The following is a 16,762-nucleotide window of genomic DNA, read 5'->3' as shown; positions in this document are numbered from 1 at the left end:
CTAAGCTTGTTTCCTGTCAAATCAGCGGGTTAATCCGTTTCAGGAGCCAAGGTGAAAAACAAACCTCTTTCCAGCAACTATACTCCTCTGCGCTTTGCCTTACTCTGCGTTGCCATTATCTGCGCGATGGGCCTGCTGCTGGGCCGGACGGCCTGGCTCCAGGTTGTCTCCCCAGAAAAGCTGGTCAAGGAGGAGGATATGCGATCGATTCGGGAAGAGAAGATCGTGCCGCCCCGGGGGATGATCGTCGATCGTAACGGACTTCCGCTGGCGGTGAGCGTCCCCGTTAGCGCGGTCTGGGCCGATCCTAAAGTCATCAACAGCAGCGGCGGGGTGGGGTTCAACTCGCGCTGGCAGGCGCTGGCCAGCGCCCTTAATTTGCCGCTGAGCGAAATTGCCGACCGCATCCGCCACAACCCCAAGTCCCGTTTTATCTATCTTGCCCGCCAGCTCGATCCGCAGCAGGCTAAGTGGATCGATAACCTCAACCTGCAAGGCATCAATCTACAGGAAGAGTCCAGACGCTTTTATCCCAGCGGGCACGTTGCCGCTAACCTGCTTGGCTTTACTAACGTAGACGGGCAGGGGATTGAAGGTCTTGAAAAGAGCTTTAACGTCCAGCTTACCGGCAAACCCGGTCTGCGCCAGGTGCGTAAAGATCGCCACGGACACGTAATCGAAAATATTACCGAAACGCCTGCTGTACCTGCACATACGCTAATGCTGAGCATCGACAAACGTCTGCAAACCCTGACCGAAGATGCCCTCGACAATGCCGTTAGCTGGAATAAAGCGGAGTCCGGTGCGGCGGTGCTGATACGCATCCAGACCGGTGAAATCCTGGCGATGGCCAGCTATCCTGACTTCAATCCCAACAACCGCAGCGGCGCAACCCTCGATGACTTCCGCAACCGTGCCATCAGCGACACCTTCGAGCCAGGCTCGACGGTTAAGCCGATGGTGCTGATGGCAGCGCTCAAGGAGGGGATAGTTCAGCCCGACAGCGTGGTCGATACCCATCCCTATACTCTCGACGGGCACCGCATTCGCGATGTGGGATACTATCCGGAGCTGACTCTGACCGGCATCCTGCAGAAATCGAGCGATACCGGTGTGTCACGCCTGTCGCTGGCGATGCCGGTTCAGCGCCTGCTGGATACCTATAAAGCGTTCGGCTTTGGCAGCTCGACGGGGCTGGGGCTGACCGGAGAGAGCAGCGGCGTTCTGCCGGTGCGCAGGTACTGGGGCCAGCTCGATCGCGCCACCTTTTCCTTTGGCTATGGATTGATGATCACGCCGCTGCAGCTGGCCCACGTCTACGCCACCATTGGTAGCTACGGGCTGGCGCGTCCGCTCTCGATCACCCGCGTCGATCCGCCAGTCGTTGGTACTCAGGTGATGCCGCAGGAGATTGTGCATGAGGTAGAGCATATGATGGAGAGCGTTGCCCTGCCGGGCGGTGGCGGAACCAAAGCCGCCGTGCGTGACTATCGCGTGGCGGTAAAAACCGGTACCGCGAAGAAGATCGACGAGAACGGCAAATACGTTGATAAATACGTAGCCTACACCGCAGGCGTTGCTCCCGCCAGCCAGCCTAAATATGCCCTGGCGGTGGTCATAAACGATCCGCAAAATGGCGCTTACTACGGCGGGGCGGTATCGGCTCCCGTATTCAGTGAAATTATGGGTAACGTGCTGCGGGCAAAAAACGTCACGCCTGACGGTATGGCACCGGATTCGAGTCATCTGGTGGTGTTAAATTCGTCTGGCGGTGCGGATCCGCTGCCTTAAGGCGTTCCCCGCGGCGGCAATTGGCGTTACACTTTCGCCCTTTCTTTCTGTCCGGAGTTGCTATGTCCTTCACTTGTCCGCTATGTCATGCGCCGCTGCTGCGTACCGATAAAACCTACGTTTGCCCGCAGCGGCACCAGTTTGATATAGCGAAAGAGGGATACGTCAACCTGCTGCCCGTGCAGCATAAGCGTTCACGCGATCCGGGCGATAGCGCGGAGATGATGCAGGCCCGGCGCGCCTTTCTTGATGCCGGACACTACCTGCCGCTGCGCCAGAGGCTAAGCGAGCTGCTGGCTGCGCGACTGCCGGAAAAAGCTGACGCGCTGCTGGATATCGGCTGCGGAGAGGGGTACTACACCCACGCCTTCGCTGATATTGCCCAGCAGCACGGGGCGCAGACCTATGGCCTGGACGTTTCCAGAGCGGCGGTGCGTGCTGCTGCCAAACGCTATCCGCAGGCACTATTCTGCGTTGCTTCAAGCCACCGTCTGCCGTTTGATGCCCGGACCCTGGACGCGGTGGTGCGTATCTATGCCCCCTGTAAGGGGGAAGAGCTGGCGCGGGTAGTTAAACCTGAAGGGTGGGTAATTACCGCCTCGCCGGGACCACGGCATCTGGTAGAGCTGAAAGGGCTGATCTATGACGAGGTGCAGCTGCATGCTCCCCAGAGTGAACAGCTGGAAGGGTTTACGCTGCGCGAGCAGCTCTCATTAGCTTACGGCATGACGTTAAGCGGAGCCGAGGCCGTGGCGCTGTTACAGATGACCCCCTTTGCCTGGCGGGCTAAGCCGCAGGTCTGGGAGACGCTACAGGAGATGACGCAGTTTAGCTGTGAGGCGGATTTCAGTATTCAGTGCTGGCAGCGCGACGCTTAAGGGGCGAAGTGGCTCCAGAGGATCTGGATGCCGATACCAATCAATACCACGCCACCGAGGATCTCGGCCCGTTTGCCCAGCAGCGGGCCGATAAATTTACCGACCATCATGCCGAGGGTGGACATGATGAGGGTGGCGCAGCCGATGGCCAGCGCGGTGGTGATAATATTGACCTGCAAGAACGCCAGGCCAACGCCGACGGCCATGGCGTCGAGGCTGGTAGCGATGGCGGTGGTGACAAGCAGCCAGAAGCCGTGACGGCGCAGCGGGACGAGCTCTTCATCAGGCTGGCAGCGTACGCCCTCAAGTACCATCCGGCTACCTAAAAATACCAGCAGCAAGAAGGCGATCCAGTGGTTCCACTCCAGCACAAACTGGCTGGCCAGCATACCTAAGCCCCAGCCGATCAGCGGAGTCAGCGTCTCAATTACGCCGAAAATCAAACCGGTACGTAGAGCGTCAGAAAATTTGGGTTTATGCAGCGTTGCGCCTTTACCAATGGAGGCGGCAAAGGCGTCCATCGACATGCCAAAAGCGAGCAGTAGGGTGGCGGATAGGTTCATACAAGCGTCCTGACCGGGAAATCCATATGACACATCACTGCCCCCAGTAATCAGCAGTTGATGCGTCTATGGTCTCGCCTGAGCGAACAGCCTGCGCTATTCGATCCGTACGCGCCACGTTTTGCAACGAGTATGTTGACACGTACATCTCCGGGAACAGGAAATTGGCTACTCCCCAACGACGGGCGCAACCTTAACATATTTTGATAAACTAAAACAATAACCGAATTTCATTATTTAACTTGCTAATTGATAACTGTTTTCATTTGGCCGGGGACGTGAAAATAACGTTAAGAAAGATAGTGACTTGTGCAAGAAATAACATAGCCATGGCTATGTTTCAATGTATTAAACAGCACAAAACATAGTAGTGGCTATATTTTAACTCATTGAGTTTTAACGATAACCTTGTAAATCCTCTCCAGGTCGTCGATATTTCGTACACGGATCAGCAGGCGGCGCTGTTCTAATTGCACTACCAGAACCCCATCCTCTGAAAGCTGCATCGCCTTAATACGCCTATATTCAATCCAGATATTGGTAAAGAAAAAGCCATTCTCTTTAAAGATGATTTTCGGGGCGCGGATCCAGAAAAGGTATATTACCACCAGCCCCAGCATAGATAATAACCAGGTGGTTAAAATAGCACCATGATGAACCACGTTATTATAGATAAGGATGGCCAGCAGACCGGTGAAGATCACGCTATCGGCGCGGCTACGGCGCAGCAGGGGAGCGGTGAGCAGCGTAGCGCCGTGGCGGCGGGGCATAATAAACTCGTCATAGATAGCGTAAGCCAGCAGCCCAGCCACGCACAGTACCAGCACGTAATCCGTTAGCGTCATTCATCCTCCAGAAATAAAAACCGGGGGCAGTGCCCCCGGCATCACATCTACCGCTTACAGGCCGAGCAGGCCAACGGCGTAGCCCACGATACCGATGACGAAAAAGCCAACGATGATCCACAGCGGGTTTACTTTCTTACGCAGCAGCCACATGCAGGCGAAGGTCAGCAGCAGCGGCACCAGGCCCGGCATCAGCTGGTCAAGGATAGTCTGCACGGTGGTGATGTTCGTTTTCCCGGTCTGGTCGGTGATCTCCGATACCACCAGCGGGATATTAACATGCGTCCACTTGTTCACCAGCGCGCCCATGACAAACAGGCCGAGAATTGATGCCCCCTCGGTCAGCTTCTGCAGGAAGCCGCCGCCCATATCCTTAACGATATCCACCCCTTTACGGTAGCCGTAGGCAACCCCGTAGTAGCGTGTTGCCAGACGCACCACGTTGAAGAGGATAAAGAACAGCAGCGGGCCGAGCAGGCTGCCGCTCATGGCGATCCCCGCCCCCAGCGCGGCAAACACCGGGCGCACGGTACCCCAGAAGATCGGGTCGCCGACGCCCGCCAGCGGTCCCATCAGGCCTACTTTGATACCGTTGATCGCCCCGTCGTCGATCTCTGCCCCGTTGGCACGCTGCTCTTCCATCGCCAGGGTGACGCCGAGCACCGGCGCAGCGACGTAGGGGTGGGTGTTAAAGAACTCCAGATGGCGTTTGATTGCCTGGCGACGCGCCTCGTTATTCTCCGGGTAGAGGCGTTTGATGGCCGGCACCATGGAGAAGCAGAAGCCCAGCGCCTGCATACGCTCGAAGTTCCATGAACCTTGGAAAAGGTTAGAGCGGATGAACACGCCGCGGATATCACCAGAGGTGAGTTTTTTCTCGGAAGTCGTTTTTGCTATATCAACCATGTCGCTCACCTGTTAATCCAGTTCGTTATCGAGATCGTTAGCACCGGCAGCCTGAGCAGGCGCGCCCGCCGAGCGGTTGTATTTCGGGCTAAGCTGAATATAGAGAATCGCCATCACGGCACCGATCACCCCCAGCGCTACCAGGTTGAAGTTGGTGAAGGCGGCAGTCACGAAGCCCAGATAGAAGAACGGCATCAGATAGCCAGCGCGCATCATATTAATGACCATCGCATAACCCACTACCACGATCATGCCCCCGGCGATGTTCAGGCCGCTGGTCACCACTTCCGGAATGGCGTTGAGCATTCCCTGAACTTCACTGGTGCCCACGGAGTAGGCCACGATCACCGCCGGGATAGCGATACGCATCGCCTGCAGGAACAGGGAAGAGACGTGGATCCAGGAGAGCGCCGTCAGGTTGCCGTTTTCGGCCGCCTTATCCGCCGCGTGCTGGAAGGCCACGGTAATGGTACGAACGATAATGGTCAACACCTGGCCTGCTGCTGCCAGCGGGATAGCCAGCGCGATACCGGCCCCGATGCTCTGACCGCCGGCGATAACCAGCACGGTTGAGATGATGGATGCCAGTGCGGCATCGGGCGCGACCGCCGCACCGATGTTCATCCAGCCGAGGGCGATCATCTCCAGGGTACCGCCGATGATAATGCCTTTTTGCATATCTCCCAGCACGATACCGATTAAGGTACAGGCCACCAGCGGACGGTGGAACTGAAATTCATCCAGCACCGACTCCATACCGGCAATACAGGCGACGATGAACACCAGCACAATCTGAAGAGTGGTAATCTCCATTGTACTTCTCCTATAACAATACAGATTTAAGTGTAAAAACAGCTTCGATCAGCGGGTGCCGGTTACTTTGCCACTTTGCTGATTAAATCCATCATTTTCAGGCGTTGATCGCTGGAGACCTTCCGCACTTCCAGCTCAATCCCCTGCGCGTTCAGCTTTTTAAACGCGGCGATATCTTGCTCATCCACCGATACCGCGTTGTTGACCTGCGTTTTGCCCTGGCGGAAGGCCATACCGCCGATGTTGACTGAGGTGATCTTCACCCCCTCATCAACGAGGCGCACCACGTCGGTCGGATTGGTAAACAGCAGCATCACGCGTTCGCCGGCGTATTTCGGGTTGTTGTAAACGCGGATCATCTTGGCGACGTCCACTACGTGGGCGGTGACGCCGGGAGGGGCGACCTGAGTCAGCAGCGTCTTGCGTACCGTGTCGGCGGCCACCTCATCGCTGACAACGATAATACGTTGTACGTTGGTCTCTTTGGTCCAGCGGGTCGCCACCTGGCCATGGATCAGGCGATCGTCGATACGCGCCAGGCCGATGGTCATATAGTCCTCTGGTCCCATCGGTTTTTGCGGCACGGCGGCCCTGGGTGCGGCAGCAGAAGCAGGGGCGGCGGCAGGCTGAGCCTTCTCCACCGGCTGCGCTTTCAACGCCTTCACGCCTTCGCGGCCCGCCTCAACGGCAACGGCGACCAGATCGTCAAATGACGGGTCGTCATCGCGGCCCATCAGGGTCTCCACCAGCATAGGAATATTGACCCCGGCTACCACCTCATGATGCTCTTTATCGACGACAATACGGCTGGCAGCGTTAAACGGGCTGCCGCCCCACGTATCGACGAGAAACAGCACGCCCTGGTCGGTGTCGAGCTTCGCCAGCTGCGCGTTATACTTCTCGATCAGCGTTTCGGCGTTTTCACCCGGGACGAAATCGATCCAGCCTACGTTCTCCTGCTCGCCCAATAGCATTTCAGCTGTTTTGATCAGCTGCTCCGCAGCCCAGCCATGTGTGCCTATCACAATAGCAATGGTCACTTGCTACCTCCTTTATTATCGTGAATACATCCGTAGCAGATGCATTGTGAATCGTTACGTCATAGCGAATCGATTCAGAGAGGGATGAGATAAAAAAATCAGACTTCGCGAATTATTTTAGATAGTGAAAAAATAATTTATGTGATTCAGATCCGTAATTTAGCTTTCGCAATAAAAGAAATTTTGTTGCGCAAAATATCTTCGAAAATGCAAATTCAGGTAAATCTTTGCAAAAACGCATTTCCCTCTGTTATGTTTACTTTCTGTTTATAATCACTGGAGTAGAGGGCAGTTGCCCACCGTATGGACCGTCACCGACGTCAGTTTATCTTCAGGCCGCTTCGCGCCTGCTTAAATCCCCTATTTGCTGTCACCACGCCTGCACGCTGTAAGGCCCCGTTTTGTCATTTCCCTAGCAGGAGCCTGTCATGGAATTCTTAATGGATCCCTCAATCTGGGTGGGATTGTTGACGCTTGTCGTTCTCGAAATCGTTCTGGGTATCGATAACCTGGTGTTTATCGCCATCCTCGCCGACAAACTGCCACCGAAACAGCGTGATAAGGCCCGACTGATTGGCCTCTCCCTTGCGCTGGTCATGCGCCTGGCGCTGCTCTCGGTTATCTCCTGGATGGTGACGCTGACCCAGCCGCTCTTTTCGGTTATGGATTTCACCTTCTCCGGCCGCGATCTGATCATGCTGCTCGGGGGGATATTCTTGCTCTTCAAGGCGACAACAGAATTACACGAGCGTCTGGAGAACCGCGAGCATGACAGCGGCCAGGGTAAGGGGTATGCCAGCTTCTGGGTGGTGGTAGTGCAGATCGTAATCCTTGATGCGGTCTTCTCCCTTGATGCGGTGATCACCGCCGTGGGGATGGTGAACCATCTGCCGGTGATGATGGCGGCGGTGGTCATTGCCATGGCGGTGATGCTGCTGGCCTCGAAGCCGCTGACGCGCTTTGTAAACCAGCATCCAACGGTGGTCGTGCTCTGTCTGAGCTTCCTGCTGATGATCGGTCTGAGCCTGGTGGCGGAAGGTTTTGGCTTCCATATTCCTAAAGGCTACCTGTACGCGGCGATTGGCTTCTCGATCATTATTGAGTTCTTTAACCAGGTGGCGCGCCGCAACTTTATTCGCCACCAGTCCACGCTGCCGCTGCGCGCGCGTACCGCCGACGCCATTCTGCGTCTGATGGGCGGTCGCCGCCAGGCTACGGTGCAGAACGAGCCGGACAATCAGTCGCCGGTTGCGGTGCCTGAAGGTGCGTTTGCGGATGAAGAACGCTATATGATCAACGGCGTGTTGACGCTGGCTTCGCGCTCGCTGCGCAGCATCATGACGCCGCGAGGCGAGATCAGCTGGGTGGATGCCAACCTCGATGTCGACGCCATTCGCGAGCAGCTGCTCTCGTCGCCGCACAGCCTCTTCCCGGTATGCCGGGGCGAGCTGGATGAAGTGATCGGCATCGTGCGGGCGAAGGAGCTGCTGGTGGCGCTGGAAGAGGGCGTTGACGTGGCGGCTATCGCCTCGGCTGCACCGGCCATCGTGGTACCTGAAACGCTGGATCCCATTAAGCTGCTGGCGGTTCTCCGTCGCGCACGGGGTAGCTTCGTGATGGTAACCAATGAGTTTGGCGTGGTGCAGGGTCTGGTGACGCCCCTTGACGTGCTGGAAGCCATTGCCGGTGAGTTCCCGGATGCCGATGAAACGCCGGAGATTGTTATCGACGGCGACGGCTGGCTGGTAAAAGGCGCGACCGATCTCCATGCGCTTCAGCATGCGCTGGAGATAGATACCCTGGTGAACGATGAAGAGGATATCGCTACCGTCGCGGGGCTGGTTATCGCCATCAACGGCCATATACCTAAGCCGGGTGAAGTGCTGCAGCTGGCGCCGTTAACCATCACCGTGATTGAGGCGAACGACTACCGGGTCGATCTGGTACGGGTTGTTAAAGAGCAGCCGGTACAGGACGACGAAGAGGAGTAGCCTCGTTCAGCGTAGCGGCGTCATGGGCATCACATGCCCGCTATAGGTGGCCGGCGGCGGCGTACTCCCCGCCAGCCACTTTGGAAAGTCTTTTAGCGGCATCGGCTTCGCGTAGAGAAATCCCTGAAATATCGTTACCCCGCGCTGGCGCAAACGCTGCGCCTGCAGCGGGGTCTCAACCCCCTCCGCAATCAGCTCAATATTCAGCCGCTTACCCAGCGCGATAATAATATCCGTTACCGTCGAGTTCACCGCATCGGTGCCTACCGCCGTGGTATAGGATTTATCAATCTTCAGCACGTCCGGACGCAGCTTCTCCAGCCAGGAGAGGGAAGTGTTGCCAGTACCAAAGTCATCAATCGCCAGCTTGACCCCACGCCGATGCAGCGCCCGCACCAGCCGGTAGTCAATATCGGTGATCGCCTCCCGCTCGGTCAGCTCAATGGTAAGCTGCTGTACCGGGCGGGCGTGGAACCAGAGACGGTTAAGATCCTTCAGCAGTACGCCGTCGCGGAAGTGGCTGGCGGAGACGTTGATGCCGATATGGAACTGGCTGTCGGCCGGGAACAGCCCTAGCTGGCGATGGGTCTCTGCCAGCACGTAACGCGTGAGGGGCGCAATCAGGCTCTGCTCCTCGGCAATGGGGATAAACACATCCGGGGAGATCCAGCCCTGGCGCGGATTGTTCCAGCGCAGCAGGATCTCCACCCCCTCACACTGGTGGGTGCTGGCGTTGAGCAGCGGCTGGCAGAACAGCTCAAACTCATGGGCTGCCAGCCCGAGGTTAATCTCCCACGAGAAGCTCATCCGGTTGGCGGTAACGATCCAGGCGATATAGCCCATCAGCAGGCTGATGATCACCGCCAGCGGCAGCTGGGAGGGAAGGTGGCGCAGTGCCAGCTCCCCTGCGCCAGGGCCTCTGACGCTGACGGTAAAGGGGAACTGTTCCGAGCTTTGCTGAAAGCGTGTTTCGCCAACCAACGGCGGCAGGCTATCCACTACCCCGGCCCCGTAGATCAGATGTCGGTCACCTACCGTGACGCTCGCGCCGGTGATCAGCGGCTTCTGCGGCTCCAGCATCAGGCGGGTAAGCAGATCGATATTGATCACCTCCATTACCCCGTCCTGCCCGTTCTGGGTGAGCGGAAACCACTGGATAAGTATCGGGCTGCCCTGCAGCAGGGAGTTATCGGTAGTAAGCAGGAGCAGCGGATGAGGGGTTGGGAGAGCGGGCTGAAGCTGATGAATGGGAACGTTACGATAGCCGAAAATGCTGGAGCAGTAGAGGATGCCGTTCTTGATAAGGCCGATGGAGCGTACGGTTTGCATCGTCGCGGCCTGTTTTCGTAGCGCCAGGTGCGCCTCACCGCAGGACAGGCCCACCAGCGGCAAGAGCACCCCCCGGCCCTGGGCAAGGGGGAGCAGGATCCTGTCCAGCGAGGAGACCGCATGGTTGGTAAAGGAGAGGATCCGCTGCTGGTTAGCGTTTCGTTCAGAAATGTAGCGCGAACCAAGGGTCAGGAAAAGCGTGAAGACGGCGACAACCACGCAGACGATGGCGCGCTTTCGGCGGTAGCTTCTTATAATATGCTGTGCTGTTTGCATATCCCGACGATCCCCAGGAGGGCCGTTGGCGAAAAAGCAAACGGCAACACAGCAAGTGTAGTGGGGAAAAAATAATCGGGAGAAAAAAGGGAAATAATTAGCCCTTTCGGGTGAAAGGGCTGATTTAACGTATTAGTCGCACTGAACCTTGATCGCCAGGCCGCCGCGGGAGGTTTCGCGGTATTTGGCGTTCATGTCCTTGCCGGTTTCGTACATGGTTTCGATCACCTTATCCAGCGACACGCGCGGGGCGCTGGTGCGGCGCATAGCCATGCGCGAAGCGTTGATGGCCTTCACCGAAGCGATGGCGTTACGCTCGATGCACGGCACCTGCACCTGGCCGGCGACCGGATCGCAGGTCAGACCCAGGTTATGCTCCATGCCGATCTCTGCCGCCACGCAGACCTGCTCCGGGCTGGCACCCATCAGCTCCGCAAGACCTGCCGCTGCCATCGAGCAGGCAACGCCCACTTCACCCTGACAGCCTACTTCTGCACCAGAGATTGAGGCGTTCATCTTGTAGAGGGTGCCGATGGCACCCGCCGCCAGGAAGTAGCGGGTGTAGATGTCCGGGGTGACCGGCTCGATAAAGTGATCGTAGTAGGCCAGCACCGCAGGGACGATCCCGCATGCGCCGTTGGTTGGGGCAGTCACGACGCGGCCACCGGCAGCGTTCTCTTCGTTAACCGCCAGGGCGAACATGTTGACCCAGTCCACGACGACCATCGGATCGCTGGAGTGCTTGTCGCTGGCCACCAGCAGGCGACGCAGGGCCGAGGCGCGACGGGGCACCCGCAGCGGGCCAGGCAGCACGCCTTCGGTGTTCATGCCGCGATCGATACAGGCCTGCATGGTCTGCCAGACGTGAGCAAAATAGTCGGCAATTTCCTCTTTGCTGTGCAGGGCCAGCTCGTTCTGCATCACCATGCCGGAGAGGGAGAGGCCAGTCTCCTTGCACCAGTTCAATATCGCCTGGGCAGAGTCGTAGGGGTAGGGGACGCTGATGGCCTGGGCGCTCTCTTTACCAAAGTGCTCTTCATCGACGATAAACCCGCCGCCGATAGAGTAGTAGGTTTTGCTGTAGATCTCTTTCTCACCCTGATACGCGTGGATACACATGCCGTTTTCATGCAGCGGCAGGTTGTCGCTCTGAAAACGCATCCCGTTATCGGTGGGGAAGTCCACCTCGTGACGGCCGTGGGCCAGCAGCAGACGGCCACGGGTCTCTACGTCGCGGATGAACGCCGGAATGGCATCGATATCAACGGTTGCCGGCTCGTTACCCGCCAGGCCCATGATAATGGCGATATCGGTATGGTGACCACGACCGGTTAGCGACAGTGAACCATAGACGTCCACCGCCACACGGGTAACGCTCTCCAGCAATCCCTTTTCGACCAGATCATCGACGAACTGTTTTCCGGCCTTCATTGGCCCAACAGTATGGGAAGATGAGGGGCCAATCCCCACCTTAAACATGTCGAATATACTAATCACGCTAACACTCCTGACAGGGTTGCCGGACCCTCCGGCAACGATGTAATAATTGCGCATAGTGTAAGAGGGAACCGCGGGATCGGTTTAACTATTCACATGAATTAAACTAATAGCCAACCTCTATTTTACTAATGCTGAGAGGCAGGTCACGCCCGGTATAACCAAGGCGTTGTGTAAAGTATAGTCAGGGTTTCAGGCCGATCTGTAAGGCCAGCTCACGAATAATGCCTGCGGTCATGCCCCAGACAAAGTAATGCTGATACCAGGAGAGCCACACCCGGTGCGCATTGCCGCGACGGTGAATATCCAGCGGGTGATAACGCCCCAGGCGCAGCGCTTCCGCCAGCGGCATCTCAAACACCGCGGCTACCTCATCTTCGCTGGCGTGATAGTGCAGATCCGGCGGAATAATGCCCACCACCGGAGTGACCTGAAAGCCGGTCACGCTGTCAACCGGCGGCAGGACGCCAATGACCTCTACCACCTCGGGCGGAATGGCAACTTCCTCCTCGGCCTCGCGCAGGGCGGCGGCAATAATAGAGGCATCGCTGCTGTCCACGGCCCCACCGGGAAAGGCGACCTGACCCGCGTGCTTACGCAGGCGCGCCGATCGCTGGGTCAGCAGCAGACCCGGCTGCTCACGACGCACCACCGGGATCAGCACTGCCGCCTGGCGGTTGTTCAGGCTTGCGCCGCTGGCCTGCGGGCGCAAAAGTTGAAAGCGGGATAAAAAATCGTCAAGCGTCAGGTTAGTGCTCTCCACCCGTTATCTCTCCAGCTGTTGCAGAATACGATTAACTTTATCAAAGGTTTCCTGATATTCCGCCCCGGATTCGCTATCGGCAACAATACCGCCCCCGGCGGAGCAGTAGAGCTGGCCGTTGCAGGCGCTCAGGGTGCGGATGGTGATGCTGGTGTCCATCGTGCCGCAGAAGCTGATATAGCCGATGCTGCCGCACCATGCGTTACGCCGCTGCGGCTCCAGCTCGTCAATAATCTGCATCGCCCGCACCTTCGGCGCGCCGGTGATCGAGCCGCCGGGGAAGGCGGCGCGCAGCAGATCGCAGGCGTGCTGCGAGGCGGGCAGGCGGGCAGTGACGGTGCTGACCAGATGATGCACAGCAGGAAACGGCTCCACCACAAACAGCTCCGGGACGCGCACCGAGCCGGGCACCGCCACCCGGCCAATGTCGTTGCGCATCAGATCCACGATCATCAGGTTCTCAGCGCGATCCTTCGGCGAGGCCGCCAGCTTTTCCGCCTGCTGACGATCGGACTCCGCGTCAGCCAGCCGGGGCAGAGTGCCTTTAATCGGCCGGGTCTGAATGCGATCTTCCTCCAGATGGATAAACCGCTCCGGCGACAGGCTCAGGATCGCCCCGTCGTCAAGGCGCAGAAAGGCGCTGAACGGCGCGCGGTTGCTGGCGTTGAGGCGGGAGAATACCTGCCACTCGTCGCCCTGATAGGTAGCTTGAAAACGCTGAGCAAGGTTGACCTGATAGCAGTCGCCACTCTGCAAATAGGCCTGCACCCGGTTAAACTTATCAGCATACTCCGCCTGGCTCATGTTAGAGCGCCAGTCAGAGGTGAGGCAGAAATCGTCGCAGGCGGGGACCTGCTGCGCTTCCAGCCAGGCGAGGCGGGCGCTGACGTCGCGATGGCTCAGCAGCGACACACGTTTTTTATGGTGATCGACAATCAACGCCCAGTCATACAGCCCCACCGCCATGTCCGGCAGGGCAATATCGGTCTCTGCCAGCGTAGGCAGGATTTCAAAGCGCCGACCCAAATCGTAGCCAAACAGCCCCAGCGCACCGCCCTGGAAGGGGAGATCGGGATCCACGTTACCGGGCAGCGCCAGCGACGTCAGCGCCTGCTGAAGCAGCGCCAGCGGATCGGCTGAAGATATCTCCGTCCCGTCCAGCGTCACCCGCGTACTCTCACCGCGGGTCACCAGCGTGCCCAGCGGATCGGCAACCAGAATATCGAAGCGGCTATAGGGATGATCGGCATGACCGGAGTGCAGCAGCATCGCCCACGGCAGGTGGCTCAGACGGGCAAACCAGAACTCAGCGGCGTCATGACGCCACGGCAAGGTAATAACGGTAGGGGAAAGCGTGTTCATGTGTGGCAAACAACCAGGCAGCGTGAAATAATTAGCGCTGATAATCTAGCAGGAGTTGATGATGTTTGCAGGTTTACCTTCGCTCAGTCATGAGCAACAGCAGCAGGCGGTAGAGCGTATTCAGCAGCTTATGTCCGAAGGCATGAGCAGCGGGCAGGCAATTGCGGTGGTGGCCGAAGAGCTGCGTGCCAGCCATACCGGGGAGCGGATCGTGGCACGCTTTGAAGATGAGGATGAAGAGGAGTAGCCCTACACCGCGGCGATAATTTTAATTTCGACCCGGTACTGCGGGTTCATCAGCGTCGCCTGTACGGTGCAGCGTACCGGCGCATGGCCTGCTACCACCCACGCATCCCATGCGCGGTTCATCGCCGCAAAGTCGCTGGCGTCGGCCAGAAAAATAGTGGCGTCAAGAATGCGCGTCTTATCACTGCCCTGTTTCTCCAGCACGGCATCAATTTGCGCCAGGGTGTTGGCGGTCTGAGCCTCGGCGTCGGCTTCCAGGTTCTCCGGCACGCCAGTGTAGTACAGCGTCTGGTTGTGGATCACCGCATCTGACCAGCGGGCCTCAGCATCAATACGTTTAATCGTCACTTTTCACTCCTTTAGGGCTGTTTTGCAGGGCCAAGACTGCCACAGGGCGGCGATCCTGTCACGACTTCGGCTAGCTAAAAATTCCCGCGCCTGACATAATCACTGGCGATATAACCAGGGGGCGGCGTGGCAGAGAACAGTGTAACGGACGATTTTGCAACAGACGGGCAGTTAGCGAAAGCGATACCGGGGTTTAAACCGCGTGAGCCGCAGCGGCAGATGGCCCAGGCGGTAAGCGCCGCCATTGCCAATACCCAGCCGCTGGTGGTAGAGGCCGGAACAGGGACGGGGAAGACCTACGCCTATCTGGCCCCGGCCCTGCGCGCCGGGAAGAAGGTCATCATCTCTACCGGCTCGAAAGCGTTGCAGGATCAGCTCTACAGCCGCGATCTGCCGACCGTCTCCCGTGCGCTGGAATATACCGGTCGCCTGGCGCTGCTGAAGGGGCGCTCCAACTACCTCTGCATCGAACGCCTTGAGCAGCAGGCGCTGGCCGGAGGCGATCTGCCGGTGCAGATCCTCAGCGACGTTATCCTGCTGCGGTCATGGTCGAGCCAGACCCTGGACGGCGACATCAGCACCTGCGCCAGCGTGGCGGAGGACTCCCAGGCCTGGCCGCTGGTCACCAGCACCAACGATAACTGCCTCGGCAGCGACTGCCCGATGTATAAAGATTGCTTCGTGGTTAAGGCGCGCAAAAAGGCGATGGATGCCGACGTGGTGGTCGTTAACCATCACCTCTTTCTCGCTGATATGGTGGTGAAGGATAGTGGCTTTGGCGAGTTAATTCCCGAGGCCGACGTGATGATCTTCGATGAAGCGCACCAGCTACCGGATATCGCCAGCCAGTATTTTGGCCAGTCGCTCTCCAGCCGTCAGCTGTTGGATCTGGCGAAGGATTTCACCATTGCCTACCGCACCGAGCTGAAAGATACCCAGCAGCTGCAGAAGTGTGCGGATCGCCTGGCGCAGAGCGCCCAGGATTTTCGCTTACAGCTGGGCGAGCCGGGCTATCGCGGCAACCTGCGCGAGCTGCTGGCGGACAGCCACGTCCAGCGCGCGCTGCTGCTGCTCGATGATGCGCTGGAACTCTGTTATGACGTAGCGAAGCTCTCGCTTGGCCGTTCGGCGCTGCTCGACGCGGCGTTTGAACGCGCCACCCTCTATCGCACGCGCCTCAAGCGGCTGAAAGAGATCAACCAGCCGGGCTTCAGCTACTGGTACGAGTGCACCTCCCGCCACTTCACTCTGGCCCTGACGCCGCTCACCGTAGCGGAGAAGTTCAAAGAGGTGATGGCCCAGAAGCCGGGGAGCTGGATCTTCACGTCGGCCACGCTCTCGGTGAACGATGAGCTGCACCACTTCACCTCTCGCCTTGGAATTGAAACGGCGGAGTCAATGCTGCTGCCCAGCCCCTTTGACTATGCCCGTCAGGCGCTGCTCTGCGTACCGCGCAACCTGCCGCAGGCCAACCAGCCCGGCGCGGCGCGCCAGCTGGCCGCCATGCTGAGGCCAATGATCGAGGCCAACAACGGCCGCTGCTTTATGCTCTGCACCTCCCACGCCATGATGCGCGATCTGGCCGAGCAGTTCCGTGCGACGCTGTCGCTGCCGGTGCTGTTACAGGGGGAGACCAGCAAAGGCCAGCTGTTACAGCAGTTTGTTACCGCCGGAAACGCCCTGCTGGTGGCGACCAGCAGCTTCTGGGAGGGGGTAGACGTGCGTGGTGATACCCTGTCGCTGGTGATCATCGATAAGCTGCCCTTTACCTCACCGGACGATCCGCTCCTGAAGGCGCGGATGGAAGATTGCCGCCTGCGCGGGGGCGATCCTTTTGACGATGTCCAGCTGCCGGACGCAGTGATCACCCTTAAGCAGGGGGTTGGTCGCCTGATCCGCGACATCGACGATCGCGGTGTGCTGGTGATCTGCGATAACCGGCTGGTGATGCGCCCCTATGGTGCCACCTTCCTCGCCAGCCTGCCGCCGACGCCGCGCACCCGGGACATCGCCCGCGCGGTGAGATTCCTGGCCGGGACCTCCACGCAGTAATTTGCCGCAGAGTGTGCTAAGATGCGCGCCATTTTATTGAATCAACACCCCGAGAGCGCGAA

At 58.4% G+C, this 16,762-nt stretch carries 16 protein-coding genes; 6 read left to right on the top strand and 10 right to left on the bottom strand.

All coding sequences use genetic code 11. The features are described from left to right. Positions 1–51: 51 nt before the first annotated feature. A complete protein-coding gene (ftsI, locus tag RTN40_RS02270) occupies positions 52–1,791 on the top strand; it encodes a peptidoglycan glycosyltransferase FtsI (RefSeq protein ID WP_312227016.1) in 1,740 nt (579 codons plus the stop codon). Between the two features lie 62 nt (positions 1,792–1,853). After that, positions 1,854–2,669, top strand: coding sequence for a 23S rRNA (guanine(745)-N(1))-methyltransferase (gene rlmA, locus RTN40_RS02265; protein ID WP_312227015.1), 816 nt, complete (start codon positions 1,854–1,856; stop codon positions 2,667–2,669). Here the strand turns inward: rlmA and mntP are convergent. The 5 genes from mntP to manX all read right to left on the bottom strand — a co-directional run bounded on the left by mntP (position 2,666) and on the right by manX (position 6,836). Then, a complete protein-coding gene (mntP, locus tag RTN40_RS02260) occupies positions 2,666–3,232 on the bottom strand; it encodes a manganese efflux pump MntP (RefSeq protein ID WP_312227014.1) in 567 nt (188 codons plus the stop codon). The two genes, rlmA and mntP, sit on opposite strands and share 4 nt — an antisense overlap. 386 nt (positions 3,233–3,618) lie before the next feature. After that, on the bottom strand, positions 3,619–4,077 hold the full coding sequence (locus tag RTN40_RS02255) for a DUF986 family protein (RefSeq protein WP_312227013.1): 459 nt from the start codon (positions 4,075–4,077) through the stop codon (positions 3,619–3,621). A gap of 54 nt (positions 4,078–4,131) precedes the next feature. Next, positions 4,132–4,983 (bottom strand): PTS mannose transporter subunit IID, encoded by an 852-nt coding sequence (locus RTN40_RS02250; protein ID WP_312227012.1) that lies wholly within the window; start codon positions 4,981–4,983, stop codon positions 4,132–4,134. A 12-nt stretch (positions 4,984–4,995) separates the two neighbouring features. Further along, on the bottom strand, positions 4,996–5,796 hold the full coding sequence (locus RTN40_RS02245) for a PTS mannose/fructose/sorbose transporter subunit IIC (RefSeq protein WP_103819389.1): 801 nt from the start codon (positions 5,794–5,796) through the stop codon (positions 4,996–4,998). A 62-nt stretch (positions 5,797–5,858) separates the two neighbouring features. Further along, positions 5,859–6,836, bottom strand: a complete 978-nt coding sequence (gene manX, locus RTN40_RS02240) for a PTS mannose transporter subunit IIAB (protein ID WP_312227011.1) — start codon at positions 6,834–6,836, stop codon at positions 5,859–5,861. A gap of 303 nt (positions 6,837–7,139) precedes the next feature. Between manX and RTN40_RS20970 the strand changes: the two genes are divergently transcribed. Together RTN40_RS20970 and yoaE are read left to right on the top strand one after the other, a co-directional pair. Continuing rightward, positions 7,140–7,277: a protein YoaL gene (locus tag RTN40_RS20970; protein ID WP_409418496.1), complete on the top strand. Its 138-nt coding sequence runs from the start codon at positions 7,140–7,142 to the stop codon at positions 7,275–7,277. Continuing rightward, a complete protein-coding gene (gene yoaE / locus RTN40_RS02235; protein WP_312227010.1) occupies positions 7,265–8,827 on the top strand; it encodes a CNNM family cation transport protein YoaE in 1,563 nt (520 codons plus the stop codon). The genes RTN40_RS20970 and yoaE overlap by 13 nt, the downstream gene beginning before the upstream one ends. Before the next feature lie 6 nt (positions 8,828–8,833). Here the strand turns inward: yoaE and RTN40_RS02230 are convergent, their stop codons facing one another. The 4 genes from RTN40_RS02230 to pabB all read right to left on the bottom strand — a co-directional run bounded on the left by RTN40_RS02230 (position 8,834) and on the right by pabB (position 14,054). Further along, positions 8,834–10,432: a cyclic diguanylate phosphodiesterase gene (locus RTN40_RS02230; protein ID WP_312227009.1), complete on the bottom strand. Its 1,599-nt coding sequence runs from the start codon at positions 10,430–10,432 to the stop codon at positions 8,834–8,836. A gap of 132 nt (positions 10,433–10,564) precedes the next feature. After that, positions 10,565–11,929 (bottom strand): L-serine ammonia-lyase, encoded by a 1,365-nt coding sequence (gene sdaA, locus RTN40_RS02225; protein ID WP_312227008.1) that lies wholly within the window; start codon positions 11,927–11,929, stop codon positions 10,565–10,567. A gap of 184 nt (positions 11,930–12,113) precedes the next feature. Next, a complete protein-coding gene (locus RTN40_RS02220; RefSeq protein ID WP_312227007.1) occupies positions 12,114–12,692 on the bottom strand; it encodes a CoA pyrophosphatase in 579 nt (192 codons plus the stop codon). Between the two features lie 3 nt (positions 12,693–12,695). After that, positions 12,696–14,054 (bottom strand): aminodeoxychorismate synthase component 1, encoded by a 1,359-nt coding sequence (gene pabB / locus RTN40_RS02215; protein ID WP_312227006.1) that lies wholly within the window; start codon positions 14,052–14,054, stop codon positions 12,696–12,698. 61 nt (positions 14,055–14,115) lie between these two features. Between pabB and RTN40_RS02210 the strand changes: the two genes are divergently transcribed. Then, positions 14,116–14,301, top strand: a complete 186-nt coding sequence (locus RTN40_RS02210; protein ID WP_103819396.1) for a YoaH family protein — start codon at positions 14,116–14,118, stop codon at positions 14,299–14,301. 2 nt (positions 14,302–14,303) lie between these two features. Here the strand turns inward: RTN40_RS02210 and RTN40_RS02205 are convergent, their stop codons facing one another. After that, entirely contained in the window at positions 14,304–14,648 is a 345-nt protein-coding gene (locus RTN40_RS02205) for a RidA family protein (RefSeq protein WP_312227005.1), read from the bottom strand. A gap of 126 nt (positions 14,649–14,774) precedes the next feature. Between RTN40_RS02205 and RTN40_RS02200 the strand changes: the two genes are divergently transcribed. Next, positions 14,775–16,700 carry an ATP-dependent DNA helicase gene (locus RTN40_RS02200; RefSeq protein ID WP_312227004.1) on the top strand — a complete coding sequence of 642 codons (1,926 nt, stop codon included), beginning with the start codon at positions 14,775–14,777 and terminating at the stop codon, positions 16,698–16,700. The last annotated feature ends 62 nt before the right edge of the window (positions 16,701–16,762 follow it).

The organism is Pseudescherichia sp. (assembly GCF_031987975.1).
GTDB lineage: Bacteria > Pseudomonadota > Gammaproteobacteria > Enterobacterales > Enterobacteriaceae > Pseudescherichia.
This window is presented reverse-complemented; position numbering and strand designations above follow the sequence as displayed.

What these genes read in the sequence shown, in the direction of transcription:
- rlmA (WP_312227015.1), top strand. Translation starts at nt 1,854, where the DNA reads ATGTCCTTCACTTGTCCGCTATGTCATGCGCCGCTGCTGCGTACCGAT.
- mntP (WP_312227014.1), bottom strand. Translation starts at nt 3,232, where the DNA reads ATGAACCTATCCGCCACCCTACTGCTCGCTTTTGGCATGTCGATGGAC.
- RTN40_RS02255 (WP_312227013.1), bottom strand. Translation starts at nt 4,077, where the DNA reads ATGACGCTAACGGATTACGTGCTGGTACTGTGCGTGGCTGGGCTGCTG.
- RTN40_RS02250 (WP_312227012.1), bottom strand. Translation starts at nt 4,983, where the DNA reads ATGGTTGATATAGCAAAAACGACTTCCGAGAAAAAACTCACCTCTGGT.
- RTN40_RS02245 (WP_103819389.1), bottom strand. Translation starts at nt 5,796, where the DNA reads ATGGAGATTACCACTCTTCAGATTGTGCTGGTGTTCATCGTCGCCTGT.
- RTN40_RS20970 (WP_409418496.1), top strand. Translation starts at nt 7,140, where the DNA reads ATGGACCGTCACCGACGTCAGTTTATCTTCAGGCCGCTTCGCGCCTGC.
- yoaE (WP_312227010.1), top strand. Translation starts at nt 7,265, where the DNA reads ATGGAATTCTTAATGGATCCCTCAATCTGGGTGGGATTGTTGACGCTT.
- RTN40_RS02230 (WP_312227009.1), bottom strand. Translation starts at nt 10,432, where the DNA reads ATGCAAACAGCACAGCATATTATAAGAAGCTACCGCCGAAAGCGCGCC.
- pabB (WP_312227006.1), bottom strand. Translation starts at nt 14,054, where the DNA reads ATGAACACGCTTTCCCCTACCGTTATTACCTTGCCGTGGCGTCATGAC.
- RTN40_RS02210 (WP_103819396.1), top strand. Translation starts at nt 14,116, where the DNA reads ATGTTTGCAGGTTTACCTTCGCTCAGTCATGAGCAACAGCAGCAGGCG.